Consider the following 19,073-nt stretch of genomic DNA (forward strand, 5'->3'; position numbering starts at 1 on the left):
ACCGAAATGAATAAAGTCAGTTTTTTCCGCTCGATTCATTTTAAGTTTACCTTAATATACGTTCTGCTGATTATCGTTGCCATGCAGATTATCGGCGTCTACTTTGTCAATGAGATGGAGAAGTCACTTCTTAAATCATATAATGACTCTCTTGACCAGCGGGTGAACAACCTCTCGTATTATCTGGAACAGGAAATGACGAAGGATAGAAGCACGTCTTCCTCGACTACCTTGAAAGAAGACGCAGAGCGGATTCTAAATGATTTCAGCAAGGAAGGCGAAATTCTCGAAGTCAGTCTGATTGATAAAAGCTATGAAGTCATCGCGACCTCCAATCCTTATAACCGGGAGGTGGCGGGGAAAAAGACAACAGAGGGCATTATTAAAAGGACACTGCTTGTCGGTATTCCGTACGAAAACAAATTTTTCGACCCGGAGCGCGACAGCAAAGTGCGGATTTCAGTCACGCCGATTAAAAAATCGAATCAAGAGACGATCGGGGCCATTTATGTCGTGGCATCGATGGATAATGTCTACAATCAAATCCGGACGATCAACACCATTTTAGCGTCTGGAACTTTTATTGCGCTTGGAATCACTGCATTCCTCGGGATTTTTGTCGCGCGAACGATTACACATCCGCTGTCAGATATGAGAAAGCAGGCCATTGAACTGGCGAAAGGAAATTTCTCAAGAAAAGTCAGGAAGTACGGAAACGACGAAATCGGCCAGCTGGCCACAACGTTTAATTATTTAACAAGAGAGCTGAAAGAAGCTCAATCCATGACAGAAGGCGAACGAAAAAAACTATCTTCTGTTATTGCCTATATGACAGACGGGGTTATCGCGACAAACCGAAATGGCGCGATTATTTTGCTTAATACGCCGGCACTGGAGCTTTTAAATGTTTCACGTGAAACGGCTCTCGAAATGCCGATCACCTCACTGCTCGGCCTTGAAGATGAATACACGTTTGAAGATTTGGTTGAACAGCAGGACTCGCTCCTTCTTGAAATTGAACAGGAAGAACGGACGTCTGTGCTTCGCGTCAATTTCTCGGTCATCCAAAAAGAGCACGGAAAGATTGATGGGTTGATTGCGGTTATTTACGATGTCACAGAACAAGAGCAGATCGATCAAGAACGGAGAGAATTTGTGGCAAATGTCTCCCACGAACTCAGAACGCCGCTCACCACAATGCGCAGCTATTTAGAAGCGCTTGCGGAAGGCGCGTGGCAGGATCCAAACATTGCGCCGCGCTTCTTGAATGTGACACAGAATGAAACAGAGCGCATGATCAGACTTGTCAACGACTTGCTGCAGCTTTCTAAGTTTGACAGCAAGGACTACCAATTCAATAAAGAATGGATTCATTTTATCCGTTTCTTCTCATTGATTATTGAGCGCTTTGAAATGACGAAAGAGCAGCATGTTGAGTTTATCAGCAATCTGCCGGATAGAGAATTGTATGTTGAAATCGATCCGGACAAGATTACGCAAGTGCTGGATAATATCATTTCAAATGCATTGAAATATTCCCCTGAAGGAGGCCATATCACGTTCTCTGTTGATGTAAATGAAGAAGAAGAGCTTCTTTATATCAGTGTCAAAGACGAAGGTGTCGGCATTCCGAGAAAAGACATGGAGAAGATCTTCGAGCGTTTCTACCGTGTCGATAAAGCCAGAACAAGAAGACTCGGCGGTACGGGGCTTGGTCTTGCGATCGCAAAAGAAATGGTACAAGCCCATGGCGGCGACATTTGGGCCGACAGTATCGAAGGAAAAGGAACAACGATCACATTTACCCTGCCATATAAAGAAGAACAAGAGGATGATTGGGATGAAGCGTGAAACAATTAAAACGATAATACTGTCCCTTTTGGTTTTGATCAGTCTTCTTTTTACTTTTAATATTTGGGGATTTCAGGGGAATTACGAAAAAGTAGAAGATTCACAGGCTCAGGTCAGCGATAAACAGCCGATTACAAATCAGACAAAGTTGCTAAATGAAGCCGTCAAACCGCAGCAAATGTTCATTCATGAGAATGGACAGCATTATTTGCTGAATGATACGACGCTCTATTCTCAGCTCTGGGACGACATGAGCCGATGGGAAGTCAAATCGTTAAAGGATATCTCGGACAAATTTGACAGGCAGCAGTTCAAAAACTGGCTGTACGCTAAAAATAAAGACTCCAAATTGGATCTCGTTTTTAGCGACAATATTCCAATCGATGTGCTGCAGCCGCTTTTCAAATGGTCCGCCAACTCTTATGAATACAACTCTTTTGACAGAATCGTTCTTCCTTTCAACGAAGGACGGGGCATGAAAAAAATCTACTTTGTATCCTTCAGCAAAGAGACGGTTGTTGAAGCGGTGATTGAATCGGCAAATTACCGCAACATCCTTGCAGACATTGAAAAAGAAAAATCGCAGATGCCTCTTTACGAGGACTTTGCAATCAATTCTCGCAGAGATGTCTTGCTTCCAGTTAATAGGCTGAAGCTGTCTGAAAAAGAGTATTTTACAGAAACGATCAGCCCGACGCGTTTTAAAAAAGCTTTATTTGATGATCCGCAAACCGTCCGGCAGGAAACCAACTTAAACCGACCGGTATATACGGATGGAACAAGCCTTTTGGAGGTCTACTCGAACAACAGGCAGATTAAGTTCCAGCACCGCAACCTGGAACCGAGTTCTGCTTATCAAAATGGAGAGCTGATCAATAAAAGCTTTAAATATTTAAACGACACGGGAAGCTGGACGGATGATTATCAATTTTTCGGCTTGAATGAAAATCAGCAGATCAACTTTAATCTGTTTATGGATCAGCTGCCGGTCGTTAACAGCCAAAACCAGCCTTTCGGAACGACAGCGATTGAACTTCGCTGGGCAAACAACGACATATTGGATTATAAACACCCAACATATGTCTTGGGCGCAAACGCTAATCCGGTCAGCAAAAAGGATAAAGAAATCATGAGCGGAGAAGAATTGATTCAGTTCCTGCAAGACAAGGAAGAGTATGACTTTGATAAGATTGAGCAAATCTTTCCTGCCTATGAAATGGTCTCAGTATCAGAGGAACAAGACCCTCTTGTAAAACTTGTACCGACTTGGTGCATTAAAATAAACGGTACGATAAAGCCGGTATCAAAGAAAGATTCAGCGGTGAAGGAGGGCATTGAGAGTGGAGTGGAATAGAACAAAAACAATCTTCATTATCGTCTTCCTCATCCTTGATATCTTTTTGGCCTTTCAATACTTTGATAAGCGCAGCAACAATCAGTTTCCGATTTTAGAAAAATCAACGCTGCAGGAAGATATGAAAGCAGACCATATTTCATATGGCAACTTGTCTAAAGAGACGTCAAAAGGTTCCTCAATCTCTGCACAAAAGCGAGTCTTTAAGCAAAGCGAGATTAAATCGTTAAAAGGGCAAAAGCCGAAGGCGTTAATGAATACCGCAAAAGAGAACGCTTTGACGGAAATAGAAATGGAATTTGAAACACCCATTGCACTTCTGAAAGCGGATATGGAGACAAAAGCAAGGGAAATCGTGAACGAAGAGATTATCGACGGCAACAAGTACAAGCTTTGGAAAGTCGATAAATCCGGAAAACAGATCGTTTTCTTCCAAACCTATAATGGAAATTACATTTTTCAGGATCGGCAAAACGATGATAACACAGAGATGGGCGAAGTCGTTCTGTACCTGAATAATAAAAACGAAGTTGTTTCATATAAGCAGTCGATGCTGCAGGATATAAAAGAAGTCAAAACGGAAAGTCTGATCTCCGCAGTCGGAGCGGTTGAAGCTTTGTACTATCCGGATTATTTGAAGAAGTACAGCAAAATTAAATCAGCCGAGCTTGGCTATTTCACGCAGTATCCGCTGGCAAGCGCGCAAATTTTCGTGCCCGTTTGGCGGATCGAAGTGGAGCGCAAAACGGACGATAAAACCATTCACGAAGAATTTATCGTGGATGCACGGGATGGAGCGCTTCTTCAATCACAAGAGAAAAAGGAAAAATCATAATGGAGTGAGAAACCATGAGCCTGCAATTTAGCGTACTTGCGAGCGGGAGTACCGGTAATGCTTTATATTTGGAAACCGATGACCACGCTTTTTTAGTTGACGCAGGACTTAGCGGGAAGGCGATGGAAGGGCTGATGGCGCAAATTGACCGAAAGCTTGATCAGCTTGACGGCATTTTTGTTACACATGAGCACAGTGATCATATCAAAGGTCTTGGTGTGCTGGCAAGAAAATATGAGCTGCCCGTTTACGCCAATGAAAAAACGTGGAAGGCGATGGAAGGGCATATCGGCAAAGTGGATAACGGCCAAAAATTCGTGTTTCCAATGGAAACCGTCAAATCGTTCGGCTCCCTCGATGTCGAATCGTTTGGCGTATCCCACGACGCCGCAGAGCCGATGTTTTATGTTTTTCATTACAATGGCCGAAAGCTCGCTTTGATTACGGATACGGGCTATGTCAGCGACAGAATGAAAGGCATTATCCGCTCGGCAAACGCTTTTGTTTTTGAAAGCAATCATGATGTCGGCATGCTGCAAATGGGTCGCTATCCGTGGAACATCAAGCGCCGGATCTTAAGCGACGTCGGACATGTATCCAATGAGGACGCAGCACTCGCAATGACTGATGTAATCGGTGATGAGACATCGAGAATTTATTTGGCTCATTTAAGCCAGGACAACAACATGAAAGAGCTGGCGAGAATGTCCGTCCAGCAAACGTTGGCTGCCAAAGGATTTGCAGCGGGAGAAACGTTTGACTTATATGATACCGATCCTAAGAAACCGACACCTCTTGTAGCGGTGTAAATTTTACTGATTGAATGATTAATCTGCGGGCAGATGATCCACACTATATACATATATCGTTCCTTGAAAGGATTTGAATATAGTGGAGTTTAATCATGATGAGGAAAAATTCGTTCGGGAAAAGCCGGTGAGAAATTGGAGAAGCTTTTTGTTTTCAAGCCTGGTCGGCGCCGTTATCGGCGCTCTTTTAACAGTGTTTGCCCTGCCGTATCTCTCGCAGCAGGGATGGCTGCCGTACAATCTGCAAGTCATTGAAGCGCGCGGAGGTCAAGGAGCTCAGCAGGGCGGTGCGGTCCGCAATGTATCCGTCAACGTGAACAATGAAGTCACACAAGTGGTCTCTAAGGTTTCTGATTCTGTTGTCGGCGTTATCAACATCCAAAAAACCGGTGTATGGGATGGAGACAGCGAAGCGGGAACAGGCTCGGGCGTTATTTATAAAAAGGACGGCAAAACATCCCACATTGTGACCAACCACCATGTCATTGAAGGGGCATCCCAAATTGAAGTCAGTCTGAATGACGGAACGCGGATTCCGGCAAAACTGATCGGCAGTGATAAACTGATGGATCTGGCCGTCCTGCAAGTCAGCAGCAATAAAATAAAAGCGGCTGCTGAATTCGGAGATTCTGATAAAGTGAAGACAGGCGAGCCTGTCATCGCGATTGGAAACCCGCTCGGCCTGCAGTTTTCAGGGTCTGTTACACAAGGAATCATCTCAGGAACCGAACGCGCTGTTCCGGTCGATTCAAACGGAGACGGACAGCCGGACTGGAATGCCGAAGTATTGCAGACGGATGCTGCCATTAACCCGGGCAACAGCGGAGGCGGACTGTTTAATATTGATGGAAAAGTCATCGGCATTAATTCGATGAAAATCGCTGAATCAGCCGTCGAAGGCATCGGTCTGAGCATCCCTGCCAACCTTGCCATTCCGGTTATCGAAGATTTGGAAACGTACGGAGAAGTAAGACGGCCGTATTTCGGAATTGAGATGAAATCACTTGGCGATATTGCAAGCTACCACTGGCAGGAAACGCTTAAACTGCCGAAAGACGTAACATCAGGGGTTGTTGTAATGGGCGTTCAGCCGGTGTCTCCTGCAGGCAGAGCCGGTTTGAAAGAGCTTGATGTCATCGTCGAATTCAACGGTGACCGCGTTTACGATATCGTTGATCTGCGTAAAAAGCTTTACACCAAAAACGTCGGCGATAAGGTGAAAATCAAATACCTGCGGGGCGGAAAAGAAAGAACAACAGAAGTAAAGCTGTCACGATCCAAATTGGGAAGCTGATAAAGACAGTCTGGCCGGTACGGCCGGGCTGTTTTTTTATTATGCCAAGTCTGAGGAATGATCGTCAAAAGTCAAAAATGGGATAGTTAGAGAGGAAAATAAGACTTTCCGGATGAATAATCGGGTTTTTAGGGTGTGAAATCGAGGTTTTTGCTTCAATAAAAATGAGAGTTTCTAAAAAATGGACAAAACATCATATTGCGTTTCAATTTCGCGTACGATATGATGATTTAAACATTTTGGCAAAGGCAGATTCACTGCGAAAATCAGGGCGGAAAGGGAGATAGGATGAGTCAGCATGCACTTGTATTACAATCTGATTTTGGCCTTGATGACGGGGCGGTAAATGCGATGTACGGTGTGGCTTATTCAGTTGACAGTTCACTCCGGATTTTTGATTTGACGCACAACATTCCCGTTTTTCACATTTGGGAGGCTTCCTATCGGCTGCTGCAGTCCGTTTCTTATTGGCCTGAAGGCACTGTCTTCGTCTCTGTCGTCGATCCAGGTGTCGGCTCGGAACGCCGCAGCGTCGCAGTCAGAACCTCTTCCGATCAATATATCATCACACCGGACAACGGAACACTCACCCATATCTGCCGGCAGAATGGGATTGTCGAAGTGCGCTATCTTGATGAAGCGCAAAACAGGCTTCCGAGATCAGGCGAATCACATACTTTCCATGGACGCGACATTTACGCTTACACCGGGGCAAGACTGGCAGCCGGGATTGTCAGCTTCGACCGGATCGGTCCTGAAGTTTCAACAGATTCCATCGTCAAACTTCCGGTCATGGAAGCTTATATCGAAAATGATTGGATAACCGGAACGATCGACATTTTAGATATCCGGTTTGGAAACCTTTGGACAAATATCAGCCGTAAACTGTTCAAGTCACTTGACGTTCAATACGAAGATCCTGTGGAAGTGGTCATCAAACACGAGGACACCAAAGTCTATCAGCAAACGATGGCTTTTGGACGGTCGTTTGCTGATATGCCGGTCGGTAAGCCGGTTGTTTATATCAATTCATTAGACCGCCTGGGTATTGCCCTCAATCAAGGATCCTTTGCCAAAACACACCATATTGGCACCGGCATCCACTGGCAGATTTCTCTTCAAAAAAGTATACAGCGGTAAACAAAAGAGCCTGAATTCCAATCAGGCTCTTTGTTTTTTGTTTCATTCTTATGACATAAAAACGGTTGTCACACATTTTTCAGCTAATCGAGAAGGAGGCAATCCTTTTTAAAAAATAGTACATTTGTCATATTGGTACCTAAGTCATATTGTCTAAAAGCAGAGAAAAGAATATATTGAGGGGGTGTGCCGCTGCTATGAAAAAATTCATTCAATTCATTTGTTTGGAAAACGAGTGTCCGGAGGAATGATATGAACGACAATGTGCAGACTGCGTTGAAAACGCTGTCTAATGTAAAGAGCAGAAGTATCGTGTCCGTTTTTGTGCTATGTCTGATCACACTGGGGGTTTACATACCATACTGGTTTCTATCCAGGAAAAAAAGCTTCGATTTGCTGCCTTATCATGATATTCCCTACACCACGTTAAAAGCTATCATATTTTATCATTTATTTTCGATTCCAATTAGAATATCAGCAAAAATCGCTTTTCCTGACATGCATTACAGCCTTTATATGCTGCTCGACCGCGTGATTTTGATTCTGTCCGCAGGTGTTTTGATTTACTGCGCACTGGTGGTGACCGCTTCATTAAACAAGCTCTCAGGCAAAGAACCTGCGAATGGATCCATTTTTGCGTTCCTTTTGAATGTCATTTACATTCAGCACAGAATCAATAAACTTTCCGAGCCGAAAAGCGAATGGCTGAGCAAAGCATCATGATCAATAAACAAGGAAGTGAAGCACAATTTGATGTTGAAATCAAAAATTAAAATTGACTTAAACAAACCGAGAAAAAAACCGGCAATCCGTTTAATGCCAATGACGGAAGAAGACTTTAAGACATACCATGCCTATTCCATCCAGCATTACGCCATGGAGAAAGTAAAAGCGGGCACATGGACAGTGGCGGAAGCGATGGAGAAAGCAGAAGAGCAATTTGCAGCTCTTTTGCCAAACGGCATTGAAACGAACAACCATCATCTATGGTCAATCATGGACGACAGTGAGGATGCCGCAGGTTGGCTTTGGCTCTACGCTGACCCGCACCATCCTCAAAAGGAAGCATTTATTTACGATTTCGGGCTTTATGAAGCGTATCGAGGGCAGGGAATCGGCCAGCAGGCTTTAGCCGTCTTAGAAGAAGAGGCAAAGCAATTAGGAGTCCAAAAGCTGTCCCTGCATGTATTCGCCCATAATAAAAAGGCGAAGCGGCTTTATGAAAAAATGAATTTTGAGACGACGGATTTGCATATGAGCAAGAGGCTGTAAGATCAAAGCTGTGAAGCTTTGATCTTTTTTCATGGCCAATGTTCCACATGAAACAAAGCGTGTCATTATTCCTATTTGAGAGAGGTGGGAAATAACGAAAAAAAGACAAAATGATTCGAATGAACCTCTTTATGTTACGCAATGACAGATTGCATATTACAAAGGTAAAAATATGACGAATAATGTCCTATTGATTGTCGAATTTCTGCAGGTGAACACGAAATAAGGATTAGGTAAAATGATATAGTTTTTTTATTCAGGTCAAAAAAAAGAATCCATATACCTAAGAAAATCCCAATTTGACACTTCAATGGATTTTGATTTATTGCATTCAATATAGTACATTTTGATATGGAAAGTGGAAAAGTATAGATGACAAGGATAAAAAGACCTGGAAGAACAGTTTTAAGGAAAGAAGAGTGTTTCAGCATGAGTAAGGAATTAGAAGAATTTCCGAAAATAAAAGCCATATATGCGGTGTTATTAACAATCATAACGTCTGGCATATACATCCCGTACTGGTTTCTTTCAAGAAGAAAGAATTTAGAACGATGCCAAATTAAGCTCCCCTATGTCGCCATTAAAGTGACGCTGCTGCTAAGCGTCTTTTCAATTTTGGAGCCTTTTTGGACTTTTTACTCAATCACATTTCAAAGAGAAGAGTTGCTGCCATACAGCAACAGCATTTTGCTTCTCCCGCTGCGCCCCGGACACAGCTTCCTCCCGCAGCTCTCATTTCTCCTTTTTTGGACGATAAATCTAGTTAGTGTATTTAAGGTTAGAAAATCGTTTATGAGGTTCTCTAAAAAGCCGGTTAACGGGTTTTGGACTTTCATTCTTAACGTTTCATATTTGCAGCATATCACGAATCAGCATTCTTTAGTTGTTCAGGGAAAAAGAGAAGTAGTATAGAAAAAGATTAGAGCATCAGCGAGGGTAGCTGGTGTTTTTTATTTAGGGAAAACAGAGTTATCCAGAGGAATATAAAAAGCTTGTGGATAACCGCGCGAAGTCATGCTAAAACCTACTAACATGTGCATAAATAGGGTATATTGAATAAGGAGCTTTTTTATAAAAGAGCCCAATGATACAGATATTGGAGGGACTTTTATGAAGTCTTGCGAAGAGCATATTGAAACCGTCATTGACATGTATGTGGATGAAGAAGAATTGGCCCCTGAAATCAGAAAAATCGAACATACACACAGTTTATCCACAACCTGTGAATTGTGCGATAAGCCTGCAGTATATATAGTGGGGAACGAATGATCGGACACTAAATACACAACCTTTATCCACAATTGTGGATAATGCTTCTGAATAACTTGTTCTTAAAGTGGGGATGACCTGTGAATATATCAATCGTAGCAATCGGAAAACTAAAAGAAAAATATTTAAAACAAGGAATCGACGAATACATCAAACGGCTTTCGGCATACGCAAAAGTCGACATCATCGAACTGCCGGACGAAAAAGCACCGGAAAACCTAAGCGACCAGGACATGAAAATCGTCAAAGACAAAGAAGGCGAACGAATTCTCTCAAAAATCAGCCCCGACGCCCACGTCATCGCTTTGGCAATCGAAGGAAAAATGAAAAGTTCGGAAGAATTAGCCGATAATATGGATAGACTCGCCACATATGGAAAGAGCAAGGTAACCTTCGTCATCGGCGGCTCGCTCGGCTTGAGCGACGCCGTCCTGAAGCGCGCAGATGAAGAGCTGTCGTTTTCAAGGATGACGTTCCCGCATCAGCTCATGCGGCTGATTTTGCTGGAGCAGGTTTATCGGGCGTTTCGGATTAATCGAGGGGAGCCTTATCATAAATAAGGGTTCTATGTTACAAAACAAATTAAATTTGAAGTAGGGCATTTTTTGTTATCCAACTACAATAGTATTAAAAACCTTGTAGATGAAATAGCTACAATAAATACTTTATCTTAGTATGATCCTCTAAAAATACTATTATCAACAACCTTGTTTTTAAAAAATAATAGAAGGAGCTATTAAATAATGGAAGGTACTGTGTTGAAACAGGTAATTACCGAAAGTGCTGAACAATTAGCATTTAATATTAAACTACATATAGAAGAGTGTTCTTCAGAGCTAACCGAAATGTTAAATCATCTTAACTTATTAAATAGTTGGACAGACTATCTAAATGGGTACCAGACTAATATTGTTCTGAAAGAAGTGGTTTATGATCTACTCTCATCAGTATATATAAGTACAAATGGTATGTATAGAAATGCATACTCTAGCTTAAGAAGTGCAATTGAATTGGGGATAGGTTTTGTTTACTTTACAGATCATAATTATGATTTTTGTAAGTGGAAACTTAATAAATTTGATTTATCTTGGTCTCTACTTAATTCTGAAAGCCAAGGGGTACTTAATAAAAGTTATTTAACTTTATTTTATCCTCAAATTAAATATGAACCATATATAGAAAAAGTAAACAAACTTTACAGAGAATGTTCAGAATTCACTCATGGAAAATTTAATTACATGCAAACAATTGAAAACTCAAAAATCACATTTGATAGAAGTAAATTCACTAAATGGGCTAAAATATATGTGGAGGTTATCCAATTATTAATTATTCTTCTTCGTGTAAGGTTTAAAAATGAGTTAGCATTATTTGAACAAGAAGATACTATTGATTTTATGAATGACATTTTTAAAAATTTAAATCATAAGGAGTTAAAAATAAATGAATGATACGTATAATGATGAGTTCATTTATAGAACTGAAGATTTAAAAGATAGTCAACTTGATGAAGTATTTGTCGAATCAAAAATGGATAGGGATAATATTGAATTTTTGAAATCCCGTACTCCAGCTTTGTTAGTTGGAAGCCGTGGTACAGGGAAAACAATGTTACTAAAAATTGCTGAAAAGGAATTGGATACGAATTTCGAAGAGAATAAAGTGTTAAGTGTTTTTGTAAGTTTTAAAAAAGCAATATTTTTAAACACCATCGAGGATATAAAATTTTTTCGTCAATGGATGCTTGCCAAAATTCTATTTAAAATAAAACGCAAACTAGAGAAAAAAGGGTTATTAACTAATAATGACCTCTTCGGTAGATACTTTAATGTAGATGTAAACAATCATAATTTAATTGATACCCTAAACCAATTTACGAGGCTATTAGAGAAAGCTTCTAAAAAAACAGTTGATTTTGATAGTGAAGTGAGTCATGTCTTTGGTCAAGAGACAGAGGAAATTGAGTTATTAAATGAGTTAGACTACTTCCATGCATTAATTGAAGATCTATGTGAAGAGTTAGAAATCGAAAGAATAGTTCTCTTATTTGATGAAGCTTGTCATAACTTTATTCCATTACAACAAAGGGAGTTTTTCACACTATTTCGTGATTTAAGATCTGCATATATATGCTGTAAAGCCGCTGTTTATCCAGGGATATCATCGTTTGGAACATTTCAAAAATTTCATGATGCTACTGTTAGAAAAGTAGAGAGAGACATTTTAGAAGATAATTATGTGGAAAATATGAGAGACATTATTAAGAAACAAACAGACAAAGAAGTATATAAAAAATTTGAAGAGCAAGGCCAACTGCTCAATATTCTAATTTATGCAGCTTCGGGGAATCCCAGATTACTTTTGAAGAGTATATATTTAGCAAGTAATGGTTTTAAAAAGTTAACTAGTAGTAGAGTCAATGAAACTATAAAGAATTTTTATCGATCACAAATTTGGAATGAACATACAAAATTGGGTGAAATATATACAGGTCATAAGAATCTTATAGACTGGGGAAGAGAGTTTATTGAAAACGTAGTTTTACATGATACTATTGATAAAAATGACACAAGATTGGAAAAAGGAATTAATCAACAAACGATATTTTTTGCAATACACAGAGATGCCCCTGAAACAGTTAAACAAGCCATTAGAATATTAGAGTATTCAGGAATAGTTTCACTCCATACAGAGGGTACTAAGGTGCGAAGAAAAGTATTTGATAGATATCAAATAAATTTAGGTATTGCATTAAGCGGTTATGAAACTCCAACTGTAAGAGCAGAGAATCTGATTAAAGGATTATCAATAAAATTATTTACTGATTACGGGCAAAATTCTCCATCATATAATAATTTGGAAAACTTGAATTTAATCACAGAAAATACAGATTTTAAAGATGTTATTGATAGGGTTTTGAACATGTCAATTGAAATTTTAGACATAACTGAGTTTCAAAAAACTACTATAAAAAGCGCTGGTTTTCATACGCTACGTGACATCTTGGAAGGAGAAGAGTCAGATTTACAAAAGGCACGATTAATAGGAGAAAAAAGGTCTAGAGTTATTTGGAATATTGCCTATAACGCAACAGTTGAATACTTTTCTGGATAAAGTTTAAAAGTAATTAAAAATTTTAAGGAGAGATTTAATATCCTCTCCTATATCCTTTATCCTATCTAAAATATAGTGAACCGTACTATAAGACTGTTATGTATCTTATCTCCTGATCCATCTAGGCTTCATACCCACCCCTTCTCCTCTGCAATCCTCGCCGCCTCCGTCCGGTTCTTCGCATCCAGCTTCTGCATAATTTCAGAAATATAATTCCGGACGGTTCCTGACGATAAGAAAAGCTCTTCGGAGATTTCTTTCGTCGTCTTACCGAGAGCGGCGAGGCGGAGGATTTCCTGCTCGCGTTCGGTGAGCGGGTTTACCTTGCGGATGGCATCAAAGGTGAGTTCCGGGCTGAAGATTCGCTTTCCTTCCGTGCATTTTCGGATGGCGTCTGCGAGGTCGTCGATTTCCCCGTCTTTGAGCAGGTAGCCGTGGACATTGCTTTTGACGGCGCGCTCGAAGTAGCCGGGGCGGGCAAATGTTGTTAATATGATAACCTTACTTTTTGAGCCCCGTTTCATCAGCTCTTCTGCCACTTCTAAGCCGCTTTTGACGGGCATTTCGATATCCATGAGGCAGACGTCCGGTTCTAGCTTCAGAATGGCGGTGAGCGCTTCTTCGCCGTTTGTCGCCTGGCCGATCACTTCCATGTCTTCTTCAAGATCAAGCAAGGCCCCCAGCGCGCTTAACAGCATTCTTTGGTCTTCGGCAATAAATAAACGAATCATTGGATTGTTTCCTTTCGTTCAGCTTTCTTTACAATCGGAACGGTGATGTTTAAAACTGTACCGTTATGGGTTGAAACGTCGAGAGCGCCGTCGATTAATGCAAGTCTTTCTTTCATTCCGCGCAAGCCGTTACCAAATGGTGTTTGCTGATCCATCCCCATTCCGTCGTCTTTGATGGTAATGCTTATTTTATCATCTGTTTGAGAGATGGAAATGGTGCAATGGGTGGCGCGGCTGTGTTTGACGATATTTGTGGCGGCTTCGCGTATACCCATGCTGACAATGTTTTGTGTGACAGGAGAGATATTTGAAAAATCGGAACCTCCCATGTATTCGAATGTGATGTCTGCAGCCCGCAGGATTTGCTGGATGTGGATGAGCTCTTCTGCGATCGTTGCCGTTTTCATATCAGACACGAGTTCCCGGACTTGTTTTAAAGCTGCTCTTGATGTGGTTTCCATTTCTCTTGCTTCTTTTCGCGCCCGTTCGGGGTCGCTGGCGATGGTACGCTGGACAAGCTGGCTTTTTAATGTCAGCAGTGAGAGAGTATGGCCAAGTGTATCATGCAGATCACGGGCAATTCGTACACGCTCCTCGCGTTTGACCAGTTCCTTAATTTGCTGATTTGCCTCATCAAGCTCTTGTTCCAGTTCCATGCGGCGGTTCATGGAGCGGATGCCGTATGGTGAAATGAGCATAATCACAAGAAAGGGCAGAAAATAAAAGAGCCGATTTAGCAGGGATGGATCTTTCAGCAGATGATAGATAAAAGGGGCGACCAATACAACAACCAGGCTGGCAAGCCCGCGCCGAAATATCTTTTTTTCCCTGTAATAGCCGATGAAGTTCGCTGAAAAAAAGCCTAAAAAGACTAAATTGATATCATAAAATACAGTGTAGATCAAAATGATCGAAAGCTGGATGGCCAGCCAATAAGTAAATAATTTTTTTTGCGGCGAAATAAAAAAAAGCTGGCGGTACGTCACTAAGAAAAGCAGCACGAGTCCAAAACCGATCAGCTGTTTGATCCCCGAGGTCTGATTCGTCAAATAAGAAATAGGCAGCAGTAAATAGATTAAAAAGATATAGGGAAAAAAGCCGTACCGTTTTGGAAACATGCTGAAGTTTTTTTCCATTCTTGTTCACACCGCTTCTTGTTTTCTTCTTATATATTTAGATAGTAGCATAACAACGATTGAATAGACTAATAGAAAGAGAATACTTTTCCAGTTTGGCATTTGACCTTGAGCGATTTCCCAGGCGCCGCTGCCATAATGATAAGACGGCAGCCAATGGCCGATATTCTGCATCATTTTTGGCATAATTTCAAGCGGCATCCACATCCCTCCGCATACGGCGAGCCCCATATACAACACATTGCTGATTCCGGCTGCTGTATCCACTTTTTTCATCATCCCGATCAGTGTCCCGATCGCAAGAAAAGGGAGCGAGCCAAGCAGGGCCCACAATCCGCACAGGAACCATTCCAATGGGGATAAAGAAACGCCGTTAATCAAGGCGCCGGCTAAGAAGATGACTGTGATCGAAAGAATATGAATGACGCTTTGTCCCGCCATTTGAGCGATAAAATAAATATGGTCGGGAAGAGGCGTTACGCGTATGAACGTCGACCATCCTTGTGTCCGTTCTTGAACCATGCGGATGCCGAGCGTCATGATCGAAGAGCCCATGACGCTGAATGTTGTCATTGACATTAAATAATGCGCATTCCAAGCCGCAGGGTCCGGAGCATTCGTATTGACGACATTTGTAAAAATATAATAAAAAGCAATCGGCATGGCCAATGACCAAAAGACAAAATATCGGTTTCGAAGCATTCTTTTGATTTCCATTCTGCATTGCATCTGAAATACATTCATTTTACATCGTCTCCTTTGCCTGTCAGCTGGCGAAACGCCTCTTCAAGGTTTCCGCGTTCAATTTGAATATCATAAGCGCCGATCTTTTCTGCGAAAATGAGTTCCAATATTTTGTCAGTATTGGCCGTGTCGATGTAAACCCGGTTGTTTTTACGAAAAATCTGTTTGATTTCCGGGTGCTGATACAGCTTTTCAAGCGACTGTTCGGGATCGACTATAAATGAAACTGAATGCTTCGATATTCTTGATTTTATTTGGAGCGGCGTCCCGTCAGCTACTATGCTGCCGTCTTTAAACAGCAAGATTCGTTGCGCGGCATCATCTGCTTCCTGTAAGTAGTGTGTAGAAAAAATGATCGTTTTTCCTTGCTCTGCGAGCGTTTGAACCGTTTGCCAAAAGTGGTTTCTTGAAGTGATATCCATTCCGACCGTGGGTTCGTCAAAGATCATCAGTTCTGGATCACCGGCAAGCGCCAAGGCAAAGCCGAGACGCCGCTTTTGCCCACCTGACAATTTTTCCGCCTGTGTTTTTAAATCCTTGTCTGTCAAACCTGTCAACGCTCTAAGCTTTTGAAAGGATAGAGGCTTTGGGTAGTAGCTCCTAACGAGTTCGATGATTTCACCTGCACGCAAACCAGGCATGACGCTGACTTCCTGCAGCATCGTGCCGATTTTTTCACGCACCCGTTTTTCATGCGGCATGGAACCGAATAATGTGATATTGCCTGCCGTCGGTTTTAACAGCCCCAATATCATAGAAATCGTTGTTGTTTTCCCGGCGCCGTTTGGCCCTAGAATGGCTATAATTTCTCCTTTTTTAATTGAAAAATCTATCTGATTAACCGCCGTTTTTTGGCGGAATGTCTTTGTCACATTCGTCAAGCTCACAACATCGCTCATGGCTTACAGACCACCTCCTGATTTACTCACTCCATTGTATAAGCTGCGGGAGGCGGATTTTAGTAAGTGATGTCATGAAAATCGGGTGACAAATGTCATTTTTTAAAAAAATAACAGGGAGCTAGCGAACGGTGCTAAAAAGCAAATGAAGTGGGGGGATTACGGTAAGTAAACGAGCAGAGCGCCATCATAATCAACGCATCATGGAGATAGAGAGAGCGGTCTTCAATTGGGAAAGAAGCTCTCTCTACTTAAAAGGAGAGTCTCAACCATTATGATTAACCGGATACTTCCTCCCATTCTTCACAATCTTCTCTTCCACAATCTCTTTTACATCCAGTCCAAGATCGTTACATAACATGAATGAGTAGATTAAAACATCTGCGATTTCTTCACGGATATTTTCTTTATTGGCTTTGAGTGCTTCTTCACTGCTGATCCATTGGAAGTCTTCGAGCAGCTCGGCTGCTTCGATGGAGATTGAGATGGCGAGGTCTTTTGGGTTATGGTATTGTCTCCAGTTTCGTTCATCTCTGAATTCGTTGATTGCGTTGATTAGGTTTTGGATATCACTCATGATGATTTTCCCCTTTCTAACTCGAGTAGTCTTTTTCTTAATTTAGGGTCTGTCGCATAAATATAGAGGCCGTGAATGCCCCGTTTCATCAGGACATTTATTGAATTTAAGATAATTTGTTCTTTAACTTGTTCATTCTGTTCTGGCGACAAATCTGTACGAGAAATGAATGCCCCTGTATCTTTGTATTTGGAAGTATCAATTACCAGTTCGTCGTTGTCTTCATCATAGCTTACGGAAGGGCCGAGAACGACGCCGACGTAATTTAAATCAAACCCTTGAACAGTATAAATGGAGCCGACTTCTTTAATTGAAGTCGGATTTTCGGCCCATGTCACTTTATCCTGGGTGCTGTTCCAGGGCATGTTAATCCCTTCTTCATCAACGATGTACGTCTTTTTATCTTTTTTATGTAAATAATCAAATGTCGAGACAATCCGAGAGAGCCCGTCTTTGTTGTTTTTACTTTCAATGGCTTTCTTAAACGCAGCAGCATCATCGAATATTTTTAGCTCGAAGGAGGAGTCTTCAGTCGGCAAAGAAAGAATTTTCTTTTCAACAAAGCTGTCAATCCACTTCATCGTTTCTGGATTGGCATTCATTCTCATTTGGTCTGTAAGTTTCACAGTTTTCGCATCATACTGATTGATGATTTCTTCGAGCAATCTATCGTTCCAATAACTTTTAATCTTTAAGACTTGTTTTGGATCAAAGATCACAACAGTGATTTTACTTCGCTTAATGATCTCATCCAGCTGGTTTTGGTAGCGGAAATTGTTATAGGAATCTTCCTTTGTCAGAAGCAGATGAGCTTCGTCTACTAATACGATATCCGCTGTTGCTCCCGTCTTGGTTTTCTCATTAATAAATGTTGTCGGCTTCATGAAACTCTTTTTCTTTAAATTCGGTAAGCTGTTGGCGATGCTTTTATAGGTTTTCAGCATTTCGCTGTGATTCACCAGCAAGTAATTATCTGTTTCTTCCAAAAAAGAGTCTTCGCTCTTAGCTAAATCTTGAATTGTATTAAACAGAGAGCTTAAGAGGACACTTTTCCCTGTGCCGGCGTCTCCTTCAATAACAATGACATGATTTCCTTCTTTTTGTATATGTTCTTTACAGAAATCAAGGATCTTCTTTTTAATATCAAGCTGCTGAGGCGAGAGCTCTTTATAAGGAGATAACTTATAAATGTCTTTATTCCTAAGGTTTTCAAGAGAATCGCTCACAATTTTCTCTTTTCTCAGCTTCTCCCAAATGACTTGAAAGATATTTTCATTATAAAAGGGTTTCTGATAGTAATTGTGCATTTCCCTAGACCTGGTCTGGCTCACATTTTGCAGCTGATAGCGGTTATCGGCGATAAAATAGTTAATTAAATTTGATTCAATATTGTATGTCGCAGACTGATGAAATTTCTCATGCCCGATTAATATAAAGCGATTCAATTTCTTTCGCTTTTCATCATCTATATGATTCTTCAAACGCCGTGCAGCTTGAACCGTTTGCCCAATATATGCAGTTGGTTTCTTTTTCTCATTATAAAGGATGTACACAATCGGATAGTTATTTAAATGCAGTGTTTTTACAACATTGACATGATCTGAAGTAAATTCTCTTTTTTCAAACACAAGTTCATTCATTGTTTCAGCCTCTGAATCTCTTTTTTAAAAATAATAGTACCATATTTATGGCAGCCTATTGATATAAGTATGCAAATATTTTCCGGAGAAAGAGTCAGAAAAAGCGGCGTGCGGTTGTCACGGACTCTATGATGACAAGGAAGCAGCTATAACAAAGCGTTTTTTTGTTGAAATAAAACTTAGTAGCCAAGCCTCGATAGAAGGTGGCTGTTAATCAGATCAGAACGGCATTGGATCAAAGAATTAAACATGACCGTGAGCTGCGGAAGAAGTGTTGCTAGAACAATTTATCATGATATGGAGAAATCAGGTGGGGAGCGTATCATAAGTAAATGAGGTTTTTTTAGATTTTCACTCTAATAGATAAAAGAGGTCGTCTGAAAAGAGAAAACGCCTTCCTTTCATACC

General features: G+C 41.1%; 19 protein-coding genes. 13 read left to right on the plus strand and 6 right to left on the minus strand.

All coding sequences use genetic code 11. The features are described from left to right. Positions 1-6 precede the first annotated feature (6 nt). The 13 genes from walK to M1D90_RS00295 all read left to right on the plus strand — a co-directional run bounded on the left by walK (position 7) and on the right by M1D90_RS00295 (position 12,938). Positions 7-1,851, plus strand: a complete 1,845-nt coding sequence (walK, locus tag M1D90_RS00235; RefSeq protein WP_020453619.1) for a cell wall metabolism sensor histidine kinase WalK — start codon at positions 7-9, stop codon at positions 1,849-1,851. Next, positions 1,841-3,205 carry a YycH family regulatory protein gene (locus M1D90_RS00240; RefSeq protein ID WP_128822268.1) on the plus strand — a complete coding sequence of 455 codons (1,365 nt, stop codon included), beginning with the start codon at positions 1,841-1,843 and terminating at the stop codon, positions 3,203-3,205. Before walK ends, M1D90_RS00240 begins: the two co-directional genes overlap by 11 nt. Then, positions 3,192-4,040: a two-component system regulatory protein YycI gene (locus M1D90_RS00245; RefSeq protein ID WP_128822265.1), complete on the plus strand. Its 849-nt coding sequence runs from the start codon at positions 3,192-3,194 to the stop codon at positions 4,038-4,040. The genes M1D90_RS00240 and M1D90_RS00245 overlap by 14 nt, the downstream gene beginning before the upstream one ends. 14 nt (positions 4,041-4,054) lie before the next feature. Further along, entirely contained in the window at positions 4,055-4,849 is a 795-nt protein-coding gene (locus tag M1D90_RS00250; RefSeq protein WP_065643462.1) for an MBL fold metallo-hydrolase, read from the plus strand. An 82-nt stretch (positions 4,850-4,931) separates the two neighbouring features. Continuing rightward, positions 4,932-6,143, plus strand: a complete 1,212-nt coding sequence (locus M1D90_RS00255) for a S1C family serine protease (RefSeq protein ID WP_026580409.1) — start codon at positions 4,932-4,934, stop codon at positions 6,141-6,143. Between the two features lie 288 nt (positions 6,144-6,431). Beyond that, positions 6,432-7,283 carry an SAM hydrolase/SAM-dependent halogenase family protein gene (locus M1D90_RS00260; protein WP_095291204.1) on the plus strand — a complete coding sequence of 284 codons (852 nt, stop codon included), beginning with the start codon at positions 6,432-6,434 and terminating at the stop codon, positions 7,281-7,283. 252 nt (positions 7,284-7,535) lie between these two features. Then, the gene (locus M1D90_RS00265) at positions 7,536-8,006 is read left to right on the plus strand and encodes a hypothetical protein (RefSeq protein ID WP_020453614.1); all 471 of its coding nucleotides are present in this window, start codon (positions 7,536-7,538) and stop codon (positions 8,004-8,006) included. Positions 8,007-8,036: 30 nt separating this feature from the next. After that, positions 8,037-8,555, plus strand: a complete 519-nt coding sequence (locus tag M1D90_RS00270) for a GNAT family N-acetyltransferase (protein ID WP_035338110.1) — start codon at positions 8,037-8,039, stop codon at positions 8,553-8,555. Positions 8,556-8,984: 429 nt separating this feature from the next. Continuing rightward, positions 8,985-9,467 (plus strand): DUF4234 domain-containing protein, encoded by a 483-nt coding sequence (locus tag M1D90_RS00275; protein WP_075212813.1) that lies wholly within the window; start codon positions 8,985-8,987, stop codon positions 9,465-9,467. Between the two features lie 198 nt (positions 9,468-9,665). Beyond that, positions 9,666-9,824 (plus strand): CxxH/CxxC protein, encoded by a 159-nt coding sequence (locus M1D90_RS00280; RefSeq protein WP_003177948.1) that lies wholly within the window; start codon positions 9,666-9,668, stop codon positions 9,822-9,824. 80 nt (positions 9,825-9,904) lie between these two features. Further along, positions 9,905-10,384, plus strand: coding sequence for a 23S rRNA (pseudouridine(1915)-N(3))-methyltransferase RlmH (gene rlmH / locus M1D90_RS00285; protein WP_065643466.1), 480 nt, complete (start codon positions 9,905-9,907; stop codon positions 10,382-10,384). Between the two features lie 183 nt (positions 10,385-10,567). Then, positions 10,568-11,275 carry a hypothetical protein gene (locus tag M1D90_RS00290; RefSeq protein WP_026580406.1) on the plus strand — a complete coding sequence of 236 codons (708 nt, stop codon included), beginning with the start codon at positions 10,568-10,570 and terminating at the stop codon, positions 11,273-11,275. Beyond that, positions 11,268-12,938, plus strand: a complete 1,671-nt coding sequence (locus tag M1D90_RS00295; protein ID WP_026580405.1) for an ORC-CDC6 family AAA ATPase — start codon at positions 11,268-11,270, stop codon at positions 12,936-12,938. Before M1D90_RS00290 ends, M1D90_RS00295 begins: the two co-directional genes overlap by 8 nt. 128 nt (positions 12,939-13,066) lie before the next feature. On the opposite strand, the gene M1D90_RS00300 is transcribed toward M1D90_RS00295, so the two are convergent. The 6 genes from M1D90_RS00300 to M1D90_RS00325 form a co-directional block, all read right to left on the minus strand. Continuing rightward, a complete protein-coding gene (locus tag M1D90_RS00300) occupies positions 13,067-13,669 on the minus strand; it encodes a response regulator transcription factor (RefSeq protein ID WP_229129174.1) in 603 nt (200 codons plus the stop codon). Beyond that, positions 13,666-14,805 carry a histidine kinase gene (locus M1D90_RS00305; RefSeq protein ID WP_456283052.1) on the minus strand — a complete coding sequence of 380 codons (1,140 nt, stop codon included), beginning with the start codon at positions 14,803-14,805 and terminating at the stop codon, positions 13,666-13,668. The genes M1D90_RS00300 and M1D90_RS00305 overlap by 4 nt, the downstream gene beginning before the upstream one ends. 6 nt (positions 14,806-14,811) lie before the next feature. After that, positions 14,812-15,549 (minus strand): ABC transporter permease, encoded by a 738-nt coding sequence (locus tag M1D90_RS00310; RefSeq protein WP_144497493.1) that lies wholly within the window; start codon positions 15,547-15,549, stop codon positions 14,812-14,814. Beyond that, positions 15,546-16,448 carry an ABC transporter ATP-binding protein gene (locus M1D90_RS00315; protein ID WP_456283053.1) on the minus strand — a complete coding sequence of 301 codons (903 nt, stop codon included), beginning with the start codon at positions 16,446-16,448 and terminating at the stop codon, positions 15,546-15,548. Before M1D90_RS00315 ends, M1D90_RS00310 begins: the two co-directional genes overlap by 4 nt. A gap of 265 nt (positions 16,449-16,713) precedes the next feature. Beyond that, entirely contained in the window at positions 16,714-17,025 is a 312-nt protein-coding gene (locus M1D90_RS00320) for a nucleotide pyrophosphohydrolase (RefSeq protein ID WP_023856830.1), read from the minus strand. After that, complete coding sequence (locus M1D90_RS00325; RefSeq protein WP_456283054.1) at positions 17,022-18,665, minus strand: DUF2075 domain-containing protein; 1,644 nt, start codon at positions 18,663-18,665, stop codon at positions 17,022-17,024. Before M1D90_RS00325 ends, M1D90_RS00320 begins: the two co-directional genes overlap by 4 nt. Positions 18,666-19,073 lie beyond the last annotated feature (408 nt).

The organism is Bacillus sp. JZ34, from assembly GCF_053903205.1.